The following is a 13,640-nucleotide window of genomic DNA, read 5'->3' on the forward strand; positions in this document are numbered from 1 at the left end:
GGTACGCTTGCCTTTTTTCGCTGTCAGTTTTTCCATATAAGGTTGATGTTGGTGTCAACCTATTTCAGGACAGGACATACTAAACAAAAAAGCCACTCAAGTATAAACTTGAGTGGCTTTTCTGATCTTAAATATACTTAAACTTTTTCAGGAGTTTTTGCCAGCGTGTCCAGCAGGAAATCCCAGTATTTTTGCACCGAGCTTATCTGTACTTTCTCATCAGGGGAGTGAGCGCCTGTGATGTTGGGCCCAAAAGATATCATTTCCATTTCAGGGTAATTCGCGCCAAGTATACCACACTCCAAACCAGCATGGCAAGCATTTACATGTGGCTCAGCGTCAAATTTAGAGCGGTAAAGGTCACTCATCAATTTTACAATGGCAGCCTCTGGCTTTGGCATCCAACCGGGGTATGAACCGCTAAGCTTTACATCGGCACCAGCCAGCTCTAGGGTAGCTTTTATACTACGTGCCAGGTCCATTTTCTCAGAATCAACAGAGCTGCGGGTAAGGCAAAGTATAGTAAACTCACCGTCTTTTACGAGCACACGCGCCAAGTTATTTGATGTTTGTACCAAGTGCTCAATATCCGGGCTCATTCTGAAAATACCGTTGGGGCAGGCGTAAAGCGCACGCAGCAACTTACCTGCGAATTCGGTTGCAGCTACGTTAGCAGGGGCCGCAATACTTTCGAGAACTACCTGCAGGTTAGGGTCTGTTGTGCTGTGCTCGTTTTTAAGTATAGCCTGCTGCTCCTGTGCAAATGTTTTAAATGCTGCTTCCTTATCGCCGGGTACGGCAATTTCTGCAAAGCTCTCACGCGGAATAGCATTGCGCAGACCACCGCCATCTACAGTAGCTATCCTTATGCCAAACTGCTCTGCTGCCTGCGCCAGCACACGGTTCATCAGCTTGTTGGCGTTGCCGCGGCCAAGGTAAATATCCATGCCGGAGTGGCCGCCGGTCAATCCTTTTATAGTTAACTTATAGCCCTTAGCATCAGCAGGAGCAGGTTGCTGCTCATACTTTCCGGTGGCGGTTATATCCACCCCTCCGGCACAACCTATCGTCAGCTCGCGGTCATCTTCGGTATCCAGGTTCAGCATGATGCTGGCATCCAGTAAGCCGCCTTTCAGGCCCATGGCACCTGTCATGCCGGTTTCTTCGTCAATTGTAAAAAGTGCCTCAATGGCAGGGTGGGGAATGTCGGTAGAGGCAAGCAGCGTCATAATAGAAGCCACGCCCATGCCATTGTCGGCTCCAAGGGTTGTGCCTTTTGCTTTCACCCAGTCCCCGTCAACATACATGTCAATGCCCTGCGTGTTAAAGTCGAAGTCGGTGTCGTTGTTTTTTTGATGCACCATATCCAGGTGGCTCTGGATGGCTATCGTTTGGCGGTTTTCCATGCCTTTGGTGGCAGGCTTCTTAATGATCACGTTACCTACTTCATCCACATAGGTCTGCAGGTTAAGCTTTTCGCCAAACTGTTTGATAAACTGGATAACGCGTTCTTCTTTTTTAGATGGCCTGGGAACCGCGTTAAGGTCTGCAAAATTATTCCAGAGTGCTTTCGGCTCCAGGTTTCTCACTTCTGTGCTCATAGTTAGTGTGGTTTATGTGTCAGCTTTAACTTGTAAGCTGCTTTCGGTTTCTGTTTTTGTTAAAGATAGTAAGTTTAGGAGTAGGATGTAAATTTACGGGTTCGGCATTTACGTTATACTTTCGCTTCCTGCTTTGCTGTTTTGGCTGATAGCTTTTCGCGCAGGTTCACAAAGAACTTTAGTGTAATCTGGAAAATCGGGCTGAAGAGCAACGTATAAAAGAATGTAACTATAAATACAGGCCCACCCATTAGCCAGCCAATAACCAGCACCACCGACTCCACCATAATTCGGGCTTTGCTGATGGATAACTTTGTTCTGTCTGCAATTGATAGCATAAAGCCATCGCGGGGACCAGCACCAACGCCACCAGCCACATACATGCCACCTGCAAGGCCCCCAATCACAATGGCTATCAGCAGGTATACATAGTCCAGCCAGGTGCCGGTTTTATCTGGCAGGATGTCCAGCCACAGGAAAAAATCCATGAAGGGGCCTATCAGCATTGCGTTAAGAAAAGTACCTATGCTGATGTATTTACGACCTGCAAACCATGAAATACCAACCAGAAACAAACCTGTAATAACGCTCCAGGTGCCAATGGTAAAGCCAAATTTTTGCCAGAAAGCTACGTTCAAAACCTCCCAGGGGTGCAGGCCCAGGTACTTAACTTTTATTGCCAGCGCGTTGCCAAGCCCGAATAATAACAGCCCCATAAAAAAGAAGCTATAACGAATAATCCAATCCTTCATAATGTGATGCCGGGGTGCAGCCACCCCCTTAAAATAAAAACACCTGCTGGCAGGCAGGCGCAAGATTACGAATTCTAAAGCAGAAAGGGAGGGAGAAAGTTTAAATTAAAGTATCGTAGGGCTCTGTAAAAGATTTATACTAAAAGGAGTCTGCCAGCATCAAATCCTGTTCAGGCTAAACAGGATTTGGGCAGCAAGGTGATGGCAAATAGTTTACATACATGCTGCCCGGCCAAGTATAAATCTTGTTTCAGTTATTTGTTAAATGTAATAACGCTGTACAGCTCAGGCTCCAGGAAAGGGCCGCCTGGGTAACTTGCAGTATAGTCAAAATTAATCCAAAGGTCTCCACCGGTTTCGTGGAAGTGTATCTTACCGCCGTTCACCTCATCCGGAAACAGCGTTCTGATCGCATAACTCACTTCATCTATATCCTCGATGGTGCCTACTTTTACTTCGGTGTACATGTGGCTTGGAGAGATAACAATACGTGCTTCCCCACCTATCGACATAACAGAGGATGCCATCAGGATAGCATAGTCGTCGCAGTCGCCGGCCAGCAGGCCCATACTTTCGGTTGGCGGAGAGTAGTAATCCATGCCCAGCGGGTCGTTTACATATTTCCAGTTAAGGCGAATATGCTTGAAGAGCGAAAAATAACGTGTGGCCTTTCCGAATTTACGATAGTATTCGTCATGGAAATAGCGGGTAGAGTTTTCAACGGCAAAGGCTCGCACCTTCGGGTGTGTGGGCTGCATGGCACTTTTCACGCGCTGGTCCTGGAAGTAAGTACCTCTTACAGGCTTAAAGTATGACACCTTGTGCGGGTTGCTGGTCATGTTCACCAGCATGGCGTTATAATCGGCGTAAATGCCGTCAAGAGTTTGGTCTTTAAAGGTTTTATTAAAAGCCATGATGCCTAATATGCCTATAAACATCACCACAATTAATTTTTGGCTGAATTTTGTAACTATAACCGAGACTACAGCAGCGAACATCAGGCACAGTAAAAAGTGCAATTCGTAGTCCATGGAGTTGTAGGGCGGTATGTAGAAACTGAACAATACAGCCATCGGAAACACAATAATAATCTGTATGAACCTGATAGCGAAGTTCAGTAATGCAGTAGGTCGGAAAAATCGCGTCATAGGATCTCAAATTTGAGGATTCTGGCGCCTGGTAATCAAGTGCCCGCCGTTTTTGGCAGCAGACACTAACGCTCTGTTTTATTGTAACGCAAAAGGCGGGCCTTTTTACTCCTTTAAGTTACGAAATTTTACATTTATTTTTTAGTTTATTTTCTGGGGGATCAAGTATAAGGATAATTCTATATTTCGGGCGTGTAACAAAGGCTTGGTCTCAGTACAGATGGGCGTAGCGTATGTATACTTAACTCCCAAAAAACCTGTTCCATACTTTCTCTTTCTTTAGTATAAAAGCTGTTCCCAAACCAAACACGATCACTGTTGCAATGCCCACCATGGCAAAAAATGGCTTATCAGGTAACCTAACGCTTAACTCTGAAGCAAAGGCAGCATATAAACCAAGTACCGAGTAGTACATAAACCAAAGGTGAACCGCTTTATACTTCAGAGGCATGCTTTTAACGAGCAATGGTACCATTCCCAAAGCCAGGGTAAGGGAACTGATCACAGCCATTATATGAAATAAGCCGAATCTTCCTGTCAGGTTGTAAATACCCAGCGCTGATGTGCAAACCAAAGCCATCGCGATCACATAACTGTAGCCCATACGTTTATGTTTCTCGGTGCCCTTTTTAGTGGCCAACACAAATGCGCCAGCAACCATCGCCAAAAGCGCTACTATTAAGTGGAACCAGCCTAGTGCAGAATTTACAAAGCCATACATCGTTAACCAGGTTTAATTTTGTTAGGATTTAAAAACATGGGAAAGGAGCAGCCTGTTAATAAAGCTGTATCAGCTGTAATTTATCATTTTTATACTTAGTAGTATATACGTTCAAGCATATAGTACGAAGTATAAAAGATGGGGCTATGGTTGCCGGATGCGTTGTGGTGGGCAGTAGCTTTGCTACCTACTTCCTGAAGTATAAATGCTATAGTTAAAGCCGCTAACCATCAATCATGGCGGCAGGTGCCCTCCAGCAGTTCTTTCCTGTTCATGATGTCAATCAGCTTAAACAAGGTTTTCTGTAAGTTCAGGATCTCTTGTTCATTTATCGATTCATCACTAAACGAATTGATTATCTGCCCGGGTATAGTGCTGGCTTTCTGCTTTAAGCTTTCTCCTTTTTCCGTCAGCGAAATTTGAACGACGCGTTCATCGGCCTCTGACCTTTTTCTGAGCAGAATATTTTTCTCTTCCAGGCGCTTAAGCAAAGGCGTAACCGTGTTCGATTCTAAAAGCAAGCGACTACAGATTTCATTTACCGTTTGGGTGCCATGCTGCCACAAAACCAATAGCACTAGGTACTGCGGGTACGTCAGGTCCAGTTCTTTAAGTATAGGCGTATACAGTTTGGTTGTTAGCCTGGAAGCGGCGTAAAGCGGAAAACAAACCTGGTTTTCCAGGTACAGCGATGTTCCGTCCGTTTTCATATTAAAGCAGTTTCTGAATATAAGCCTCCATACTTGCTGGCTTAGTAAATGGCGCGAATCTTTTTATAGGCACCCCGTTTTTGTCTACCACAAATTTGGTGAAGTTCCACTTAACCTGGCTACCAAAAAAGCCGCCTAATGATGCCTTAAGGTACTGGAAAAGCGGGTGTGCATTCGCTCCGTTCACATCAACCTTAGAGAATATGGGGAAGCTTACACCGTAGTTAATCTGGCAAAACTCTTCTATTTCCTCTGAGGTGCCGGCTTCCTGGTTGGCAAACTGGTTGCAGGGGAAACCAAGTATAACCAGGCCCTGATCTTTATACTTGTTGTAGAGCGCCTCCAAACCTTCGTATTGTGGAGTTAAGCCACATTTGCTGGCTGTATTAACAACAACAACCGTTTTACCTCGAAACGCATCCATTGCAACACTTTTGCCTTTGATATCAGTTGCTGTAAAGTCGTATAAGTTTTGGAGTTTTGCCTGATTTCGTTCTTGTCTGCCTCTGATCAAATACGTTAACGCACCCGTAGACCACAGCGCCCATAAGATCAGGATAGGCTGAAAGAACAGGCGGATCAATCGTTTCTGATCTGTGTCTAGCCCAAAAGCATCAATTCCGTTGGTGTATTGCGAGATATTGCCCGGGAAAATAAGAACGTAGAACAGGGCCAGCGCTAAGCCGACTTTTACCTTGTGCTTCGTCATAAAAATCATTGCCAGGCCCAGCATTACCTCCACAACACCAGAGGCAAGTACGATAAAATCCATAAAAGCAGGATCGGTGGGCAACCAACGGGGCACCTGCGCCAGGAACTCCTGCCGCTGAAAAGTCAGGTGGCCTATACCTGCAAAAGCCATGAACAAGCCTAAAATTACTCTAAAGATATTTTGTGTAGTGGACGTTTTCATTTTGTATCGCTAGTGATTAAGTCGTGTGCGATACAAATATACTTCTAATAACTTTATTTGTTGCTATACAAGCTGAATTTTAATAAGATTTTGGGTTTTAAATTAGATAGAGGGCTTTGATAATTACGCACAAGATCTGCTGTAGCTGCCAGGTAGTTAAGCCAAGTACAGCCATTGTAGCCTTTTTCTTGCTTCTCTGAAAAGCTGCTGCACCTCAAATGCCCGCTTTACGCTAATCATAAACTAAAAACCCCTGCCATTACTATGTGGCAGGGGTTTTTGAAGTATAAATTTACTTACAGCCAGATGCTACTGGTACTGAATGTACATAGGCGTAGGCTTTAGGGCCAGGACCTCTTCCGGTTTCATCAAACGGGAATTGTTTTTAGTGTCGTTCTTGTAAAAAATCTTAAAGCCTGTAAACTGCACCGGCTCGTTTTTAATGTAGCGCCTGAAAGTGTCTTTTTTGAGGGCAGGTGGTCCCCAGCCGTCCATGTGCATGACTACCTGTACCTCGGGCCTAAGTATGATGTTATCCGTGTTGGTGATCATGCGCTGCGTGAAGCGGTGCACAATAAGCAGCTTGGGTGGCAGGCCATGCGTTTTGGCCAGATCGGATAAATATTGGGTAGCATAATTAATATCCTCTGCATCAAAAGTGCCTATTTTGCGGCCCGGTATACTTCCGTCCTTCATCGAGAACTCCGCATCAATGCCCAAATGCACCTGCGGCAATTTCAGGAATTGCTCCAGCCTTGGCAGCTCCTCCTGCAAGGTGCTATGGCCTACCTGCACATCCAGGAACACAATGGCATCGCGCTTGGCAGCCATATCCAACACACCTTGTATCATTTTATCGGTCATGCGCAGGCGGTACTTGCCTCCGGCACTTGGGTGGCCCTGTGCAGTAACTACAATAGCATGCAGGGCAGGTTGTATAGGCGTTAGCGAATCTGCTTTTGCCCAGTTTGCCATTTCCTCATCCAGTTTCGCCAGCATTTCATCTTCCGGGTATTCGCCAAGTATACCCATGCGTTTAGAAAGCGGGTTACCATAATAGGCAAGTATGCGCTTGTGCGGCAGTATGGCACCTGGCAATGGTTTGGGGCCCGGGTAAGTATAACCAGAGTCGGGGGCAGCTGTAGTAACCGGGGAAGCAACAGGCGCCGTACTGGCCACAGCCATTGTGTCGGCAGCTGGGGCAGCAGGCGTTTGCTCTGCTGTGGCCACCTGCTCTGGCGTAGTTACGGTGCTAACTTCACGCTCCTGGGTGCAGGCGCCGCTAAACAAAATGCCGCAAAGCATGGCCGCTGTGCGAAAGGCCTTTTTATTAGGAAAATTAAGATCGGTAAGCTTGCCTGATAATTTTTGTAGGGTGGTAAGCGTAATTCGGGGAAGGGGTAATCGCGGGTTCATCTAAAGTTAAAGCGTAAGTATAAAATGTTTCATAAGATAAAGATAAATACGCAAGATACACTCCCCGCTCCGCGTTTTCTTAGTTAAAATGTCAGGTATGGGTATAATGCCGCTTCAGCCACTGGCTTAAACCTGATAACCCCGGAAACAGCACACGTTCGGTAATGTTGGCCTGGTCCAGCTTGTCACGGATTTCCCATTTTAATTTGGCTGGGATGATAACTCTAAAGTATAAGTCGGGGTGCTTTAGCAGCCATTGGCTTAACTCGGTTCTCACATCCGACATCATCGAGAACAAAGCATACTGGTGCACAATGCGCGCATCCAGGGATGGCGGCTCCAGGAACATCACAAACTCTTCTTCCTGAAAGCTTTTTAAGGCATTGAAAGATGGTGCCACCGGCTCCAGCACTTCCGGGGTAAATACATTAGAGCCTTCTTCTTCTAGTGCCTTCATAAGTGGGGATGGCAAAAAATCCCGCGACTTTACGTAGTTTACGCACCACACGCAGCCATCCTGTTCAAAGGTACTCAGGTCTTCGGTGGCAAAATGGAGGGCAACGTAAGGCGAGTAAGTCCAGTCGAGCATGCGGGTTGGCAGCCCGTGGTGCTGCGCAAGGGCTAGCCAGTTCCAGACGGAATTGCCGGATGCGGCACTCGTGTGGGCATACTTCCGGAAATTGCGCAGCAGGTGCGGCTCCAGTTGCTCATACTTGCTGCCAATGCGCATGATGCTGGTTTTCAGGTTAAAATCGTTGTTGTGTGTGCCCCTGTATACAAAAGACGAACGAAACCGCTCAATCTTATCGTCCCAACTGTGGTCAAACAGGGCATTCTGTAATTCTGCCCAACTGTTTACGACAACGTCATTTCCTTTATGCATAGATTCGGGTGGTGCTGCTAGGTTCTCTGCAAAACTATTTTTTTACAATGACTAGTATATACTGCACTAGGCCACGGCAGGGTTTAAGTTAAAGAATACAATTAATAACGCCTAATGTAGTCGTGTGATTTTAATTGAAGTATAGGTGTATAATAGTATTTAAATTGTTTGCTATAGAACAAAGTTTATAACAACTGCCTGTTGCTCTCGTAAGCTAAAGCTATGTAAAACCTATAAAAACAAGCTTATGTTTTATCATGATAACAAACTTCAATATACTGTGCGGGTAGATAAACCCAATCCAACTTTTGCCAAAATGCTGCAACAAGCCATTGGTGGCATAGAGGGCGAAATGAGAGTTTGTATGCAGTACCTCTTCCAGGCTTGGAATTGCAGAGGCCCTGAAAAGTACAGGCAAATGCTGCTGGAGACTGGTACTGAAGAGATGGCGCATATTGAGATGTTGGCCACGGCCGTGGCGCTTAACCTGGAGGGAGCCCCGCTCTCTTTGAAGGAAGAAATGGCCAAAGACAAAATGGTAGGTGCTGTAATGGGAGGCATGGACCCTCGCCATATACTTTCCTCAGGGCTTGGCGCTATTGCAGCCGATAGCAATGGTGTGCCTTTTAATGGTTCGTGGATAGTGGGCAGCGGTAACATGGCGGCTGATATGTATGCAAACGTAATGGCGGAGTCTACGGGCCGTGTGCTGGCAACCCGCCTCTGGGAAATGACAGATGACCCCGGCATGAAAGATATGCTATCGTTCCTGATTGCCCGCGATACCATGCACCAGAACCAATGGTTGGCTGTGCTGGAGGAGTTAGGCGGCGTGCAGGGCGTGCATCCAATCCCCAACAGCTTCCCGCAGGCTGAGGAGAATCAGGAATTCAACTATGCATTCTTATCAACTGAGCTGGAGTGCAAACCAGAGTCGGATGGCCGCTGGACACAGGGCAAATCCATTGATGGTAAAGGAGACTTTGAGTATAAATTAGCCAAACCGCAGGGTGGCAAACCAGAACTAGGCCCACCAGACCCAAGAGGCCATGCGCAGGTAGAGCAGATGATGAACGGGCATAGCGCTAAAGGCATGCTGAATAAACTGAAGGGAAAACTTTAAAGTTTAGCTTGTTTAAAGCTAAAGCAAAAAAGCGGCGGTATTTTACCCTCGCTTTTTTTGTGCCCCAAAAAGTGCCGCTATCTACTTAAAATAACTCCATCTGCTTGCCGGCACGCGTACAGAAATAGCTGTAGTTAAAAGGTTTTATACTTCGGCCAGCCATATACTTTTGCCTGCTCATTTTAAAGAGTTTTGAGATAGCCTCTGCAAACTTGCCCTCACCGCGCATACGGGTGCCAAAACGGCTATCGTTCAGGCTGCCGCCGTGGCAGTCGGCTATCTGGCTCAGCACTTTAGCTGCCTTATCCGGAAAAGCTTCTTGTATCCAATCCTCAAAAATAGGACCTATACTGCCATTTAAGCGCACAATAGTATAGGCTGCATGTTGTGCACCGGCAGCAGCAGCCTGCTTGATTATATGCGGTATCTCATGGTCGTTTAGCCCGGGAATGATGGGGGCCACCATCACATTTACAGGTATGCCAACTGCACTTAACTGCCGTACTACCTCCAGCCGTTTAGCACCGGAAGCCGTTCGCGGCTCCAACTTAAGGCGCAGTTTTTCATCTAAGGTTGTGATACTGATGTTCACGTGCAGCAGGTCCAGCTTATTTAATTCGGTAAGCAGGTCCAGGTCGCGAAGGATTAAAGCGTTTTTAGTGATGATGCTGACAGGGTGGCGGTACTGCAGCAACACCTCCAATATCTGGCGTGTAAGTTTCTTTTTGGCCTCTATAGGCTGGTAGCAGTCTGTGTTGCCGGCCAGCATGAGCGGCATTACCTGCCAGTTGGGGTTCTCTAATTGCTTAGCCAGCACCTGGGGCGCATTTTCTTTTACAATGATCTTTCGTTCAAAATCCAGCCCCGCGCCATAGCCCCAGTACTGGTGCGAGTTGCGGGCATAGCAGTAAATGCAGCCATGCTCGCAACCCTGGTATGGGTTTAGCGAGTAACTCAAACCAATATCGGGGCTGTCAACTTTATTAACGATCTTTTTAGGATGCTCTACCAGAAACTCAGTTTTGGTATTCGAAACCATTGCTTCATCCAAACCTTCAATATGGGCAGCTACATACTCCTGTTTTAAGTAGGGGTTTGCAGGGTTATACTGCGCTCCGCGACCTTTTATAAATTCTTCAGCCTTCATACTTGATTATACTTGTGCTAATTTAATTAGTTTTAACTAAATAAATTAGTTTTTATGAGTTTAATTATTCAAGGCTGATAAGTATAAATGAATGTTAAATTATTCGCTTGTTAGTGCTTAATGCTACTCATGGAATTTTGAAAGGATAGAGGCTATGTTCTTAGTCACGACAGTCAATTTTATATAGGCTAATAAATTCTTGTTTTCGTATAATGTAGTAAGTGCCACATCAATGTTTTGCAGCTGTACCTATGCTCAGGCATAGGCTATTACACAAAAATGCCATTTCGCTCACCTAAGCCTCCCGACTTGCTGATCAAATAGATAAAATTGATTTCTATGAAGCATTTACGGTTATTATCAGCATTATTTCTGGCAGCTTGTGGAGGATCTGAAGTACAGGAAGTATCATATGTTTCTACCCTCGAAATGTCTGGCATAGCATTATGCACTCCTCCGCCAACTGCCGATACACTTTGGTATACTCAAAATAAAAAAGCCCCACTTTTTAAAGGACTGGAAGGGGTGGAGGTGAAAATAACTACTGCCAACCCGGAGGCGCAGAAATACTTTAACCAGGGGCTGATGCTGGCTTATGGTTTTAACCACGCCGAAGCAGCGCGATCTTTTTATGAGGCAACGCGCCAGGACCCAAACTGCGCCATGTGCTACTGGGGGTATGCCTATGTGCTAGGCCCAAATTACAATGCAGGCATGGAGCCGGACAATTTTAGCAGGGCCTACAAGGCGGTGCAGCAGGCCAAAACTCACGCTGGCAATGCAACGCCTAAAGAGCGCGCGCTTATACTTGCCCTGGAAAAAAGGTATCCCGCCAAAGTGGTAGAAGATTGCAGCCCCAACGACATGGCCTATGCCGATGCCATGAAAAAAGTACATATGGCTTACCCTAAGGATGCAGATATAGGCACTATGTATGCTGAGGCGCTTATGGATTTACACCCCTGGGATATCTGGCAGAAAAATGGCAAGCCGCAACCTTGGACCCAAGAAATCATGACTACGTTGCAGCAGGTAATGAAGCAGGCACCAAAGCACGCCGGAGCAAACCATTTATACATTCATGCCACAGAGGCATCTAAAAACCCGGGGGCAGCAGCCACTAGCGCAAAACTGCTCGAAACGCTGGTCCCGGGTGCCGGCCACCTGGTGCACATGCCATCGCATACTTACATCCGCACCGGCGATTACCATGCGGGTACGCTGGCAAACCTGAGGGCTGTAAAAGCTGATAGTATGTATACTACTACCTGCCATGCCCAGGGCGCGTATCCGCTGGCGTACTACCCGCACAATTACCACTTTTTAGCTGCTACAGCAACGCTGGAGGGAAACAGCAGCTTAGCTATGAAGAGCGCCCTGAAAATGGCGGCCCATGTGCACCCTGATGTAATGAGTCAGCCAGGGTGGGAAACGCTGCAACATTATTATACTATCCCTTATAATGTAGCTGTAAAATTTGGCCTTTGGGACGAGGTGCTGCGCATGCCCCAAACAGATACTTCGCTTATTTACCCTCAGGCTATAAAACATTATGCAAATGGGATGGCTTATCTGGGGAAAAACAACCTGGCCGGGGCAAAAGCGGAACTGGCAAAACTAAAAACCATTAGCAGTAAACCAGCACTTAAAGAAATGACCATTTGGGGAATAAACTCGATGCACGATATCACCGAAATAGCGCACCGCGTGCTACAGGGAAGTATACTTGCCAAAGAAGAAAAGTACCCGCAAAGTATAAAGTTGCTGCGCGAAGCAGTTGAAATTGAGGATAACCTGAACTACAACGAGCCTCCAGACTGGTTTTTCTCGGTTCGCCACCACCTTGGCCCGGTGCTTTTGCTGGCGCAGCAGTATAACGGAGCCGTTGCGGTATACGAGCAAGACCTGCAAAACCTGCCACGCAACGGATGGGCCTTAAACGGCCTGGCTCAGGCACACAAAGCACTCGGAAACAAAACCAAAGCAGAACAAGCCCAGAAAGCGTTTGAGCAGGCCTGGCAATGGTCTGATACTGAACTTGTAGCGTCCCGGGTAAAATAACATGGCATTTGCAGTTCGGGGTAAAGGAGGCGTTAACCTTAAACAGGTGTTACTGCTGCCATTTTAGCTGCGTCCTTAGTTGCTTCCGTTAAAATTTGCAACAGCGAAGCAACTGGAATCAACCTTGTTTTTTTAATTACTGCTTTAGCAAACCAAGCGAAGGCAATTAGGAGAAGTTTTACCTACCCTGAGCAGCAGCAGCGTATACAGCACTTTGTAGAACATTCTTTTGATGAAGCGGTTTAGTTTTATAACTTTAATGTAGCTACATCATTTTATAAACACGCGATGCAAAGAAAGATAAAGAAAAAACATACTGCCGTTAGTGCGCCCATAGCTGACCTTGTAACCTATCGTGCCCTGCCTACCAACTCAGTTGATTACATAGATCCGTTCCTGTTTCTTAACCATCATGGGCCACAGGTATACCAGCCTAACAACCAAGGCTTGCCCTTTGGGCCGCACCCGCACCGTGGCTTCGAAACGCTTACTTTTATACTTGAGGGCGATATTACCCACCAGGATACTGGCGGCGGCAAAGATGTAATTGAAGCTGGTGGCGTGCAATGGATGACCGCTGGCTCTGGGTTGATTCACGCTGAGGTATCCTCTGAAAAGTTTAAGAAGGAGGGAGGCCCGATGGAAATTCTGCAACTGTGGTTTAATTTGCCAGCCAAGTATAAAATGGTAAAGCCTAACTACATCGGCCTGCAGAAAGATAAAATACCTGTGGTAACGGAAGCTGATGGTAAGGTAAAGGTAAACGTGGTATCTGGTAAGTGGGGCGAAACGGAAGGGCCGATACCATCGCTAAGCGACATACACATGGCAAGTATAGAAATGCAGCAAGGTGCAGGTTTTACTACAAGTATAGCAGCCGCGCGAAATATTTTCTTTTACGTGGTACGCGGCAAAGTAACCGTGAATGGTGTAGAGGCTGAAAAGCTAAACCTGGTAGAGTTCACAAATGAAGGCGAAGAAATTACGGTTAATGCTTCTGAAGATAGCTATTTGCTACTTGGCCATGCCAAGCCCTTTAACGAGCCAGTTGTAGCGCACGGCCCATTTGTGATGAACACCGAAGAAGAAATCAGAGAAGCCTTCCGGGATTACCAAATGGGGAAAATGGGTGCCTGGGAAGAGTAACCTATAGTGCCTCAGATAC

General features: G+C 46.4%; 12 protein-coding genes. 3 read left to right on the forward strand and 9 right to left on the reverse strand.

Annotated features, from left to right (window positions below; all coding sequences use genetic code 11):
- Positions 1-137 precede the first annotated feature (137 nt).
- From Q1A23_RS06495 to Q1A23_RS06535, 8 genes are all read right to left on the reverse strand, one after another.
- The gene (locus tag Q1A23_RS06495) at positions 138-1,601 is read right to left on the reverse strand and encodes an aminoacyl-histidine dipeptidase (RefSeq protein WP_299821226.1); all 1,464 of its coding nucleotides are present in this window, start codon (positions 1,599-1,601) and stop codon (positions 138-140) included.
- Positions 1,602-1,714: 113 nt separating this feature from the next.
- Positions 1,715-2,353, reverse strand: coding sequence for a hypothetical protein (locus Q1A23_RS06500; RefSeq protein ID WP_299821228.1), 639 nt, complete (start codon positions 2,351-2,353; stop codon positions 1,715-1,717).
- Between the two features lie 254 nt (positions 2,354-2,607).
- Positions 2,608-3,501 (reverse strand): transglutaminase, encoded by an 894-nt coding sequence (locus Q1A23_RS06505; protein ID WP_299821230.1) that lies wholly within the window; start codon positions 3,499-3,501, stop codon positions 2,608-2,610.
- Between the two features lie 241 nt (positions 3,502-3,742).
- Positions 3,743-4,222, reverse strand: a complete 480-nt coding sequence (locus tag Q1A23_RS06510; protein ID WP_299821232.1) for a DUF2306 domain-containing protein — start codon at positions 4,220-4,222, stop codon at positions 3,743-3,745.
- Between the two features lie 230 nt (positions 4,223-4,452).
- Positions 4,453-4,932 carry a MarR family transcriptional regulator gene (locus Q1A23_RS06515; protein ID WP_299821234.1) on the reverse strand — a complete coding sequence of 160 codons (480 nt, stop codon included), beginning with the start codon at positions 4,930-4,932 and terminating at the stop codon, positions 4,453-4,455.
- Position 4,933: 1 nt separating this feature from the next.
- A complete protein-coding gene (locus Q1A23_RS19585; RefSeq protein WP_363322030.1) occupies positions 4,934-5,845 on the reverse strand; it encodes a redoxin domain-containing protein in 912 nt (303 codons plus the stop codon).
- A 309-nt stretch (positions 5,846-6,154) separates the two neighbouring features.
- Positions 6,155-7,261: a hypothetical protein gene (locus Q1A23_RS06530; RefSeq protein ID WP_299821236.1), complete on the reverse strand. Its 1,107-nt coding sequence runs from the start codon at positions 7,259-7,261 to the stop codon at positions 6,155-6,157.
- A 91-nt stretch (positions 7,262-7,352) separates the two neighbouring features.
- Positions 7,353-8,144 carry an FRG domain-containing protein gene (locus Q1A23_RS06535; RefSeq protein WP_299821238.1) on the reverse strand — a complete coding sequence of 264 codons (792 nt, stop codon included), beginning with the start codon at positions 8,142-8,144 and terminating at the stop codon, positions 7,353-7,355.
- A gap of 247 nt (positions 8,145-8,391) precedes the next feature.
- Here Q1A23_RS06535 and Q1A23_RS06540 point away from each other — a divergent pair, with 247 nt between their 5' ends.
- Positions 8,392-9,267: a manganese catalase family protein gene (locus Q1A23_RS06540; RefSeq protein ID WP_299821240.1), complete on the forward strand. Its 876-nt coding sequence runs from the start codon at positions 8,392-8,394 to the stop codon at positions 9,265-9,267.
- Positions 9,268-9,352: 85 nt separating this feature from the next.
- Here the strand turns inward: Q1A23_RS06540 and Q1A23_RS06545 are convergent, their stop codons facing one another.
- The gene (locus Q1A23_RS06545; RefSeq protein ID WP_299821242.1) at positions 9,353-10,414 is read right to left on the reverse strand and encodes a PA0069 family radical SAM protein; all 1,062 of its coding nucleotides are present in this window, start codon (positions 10,412-10,414) and stop codon (positions 9,353-9,355) included.
- 339 nt (positions 10,415-10,753) lie between these two features.
- On the opposite strand from Q1A23_RS06545, the gene Q1A23_RS06550 reads away from it, so the two are divergent.
- Positions 10,754-12,475 (forward strand): hypothetical protein, encoded by a 1,722-nt coding sequence (locus Q1A23_RS06550; RefSeq protein ID WP_299821244.1) that lies wholly within the window; start codon positions 10,754-10,756, stop codon positions 12,473-12,475.
- Positions 12,476-12,763: 288 nt separating this feature from the next.
- On the forward strand, positions 12,764-13,621 hold the full coding sequence (locus tag Q1A23_RS06555; protein WP_299821246.1) for a pirin family protein: 858 nt from the start codon (positions 12,764-12,766) through the stop codon (positions 13,619-13,621).
- Positions 13,622-13,640 lie beyond the last annotated feature (19 nt).

The sequence above is a fragment of the uncultured Pontibacter sp. genome, from assembly GCF_947492645.1.
Classification (GTDB): Bacteria; Bacteroidota; Bacteroidia; order Cytophagales; family Hymenobacteraceae; genus Pontibacter.

What these genes read in the sequence shown, in the direction of transcription:
- Q1A23_RS06495 (WP_299821226.1), bottom strand. Translation starts at nt 1,601, where the DNA reads ATGAGCACAGAAGTGAGAAACCTGGAGCCGAAAGCACTCTGGAATAAT.
- Q1A23_RS06500 (WP_299821228.1), bottom strand. Translation starts at nt 2,353, where the DNA reads ATGAAGGATTGGATTATTCGTTATAGCTTCTTTTTTATGGGGCTGTTA.
- Q1A23_RS06505 (WP_299821230.1), bottom strand. Translation starts at nt 3,501, where the DNA reads ATGACGCGATTTTTCCGACCTACTGCATTACTGAACTTCGCTATCAGG.
- Q1A23_RS06510 (WP_299821232.1), bottom strand. Translation starts at nt 4,222, where the DNA reads ATGTATGGCTTTGTAAATTCTGCACTAGGCTGGTTCCACTTAATAGTA.
- Q1A23_RS06515 (WP_299821234.1), bottom strand. Translation starts at nt 4,932, where the DNA reads ATGAAAACGGACGGAACATCGCTGTACCTGGAAAACCAGGTTTGTTTT.
- Q1A23_RS19585 (WP_363322030.1), bottom strand. Translation starts at nt 5,845, where the DNA reads ATGAAAACGTCCACTACACAAAATATCTTTAGAGTAATTTTAGGCTTG.
- Q1A23_RS06530 (WP_299821236.1), bottom strand. Translation starts at nt 7,261, where the DNA reads ATGAACCCGCGATTACCCCTTCCCCGAATTACGCTTACCACCCTACAA.
- Q1A23_RS06535 (WP_299821238.1), bottom strand. Translation starts at nt 8,144, where the DNA reads ATGCATAAAGGAAATGACGTTGTCGTAAACAGTTGGGCAGAATTACAG.
- Q1A23_RS06540 (WP_299821240.1), top strand. Translation starts at nt 8,392, where the DNA reads ATGTTTTATCATGATAACAAACTTCAATATACTGTGCGGGTAGATAAA.
- Q1A23_RS06545 (WP_299821242.1), bottom strand. Translation starts at nt 10,414, where the DNA reads ATGAAGGCTGAAGAATTTATAAAAGGTCGCGGAGCGCAGTATAACCCT.
- Q1A23_RS06550 (WP_299821244.1), top strand. Translation starts at nt 10,754, where the DNA reads ATGAAGCATTTACGGTTATTATCAGCATTATTTCTGGCAGCTTGTGGA.
- Q1A23_RS06555 (WP_299821246.1), top strand. Translation starts at nt 12,764, where the DNA reads ATGCAAAGAAAGATAAAGAAAAAACATACTGCCGTTAGTGCGCCCATA.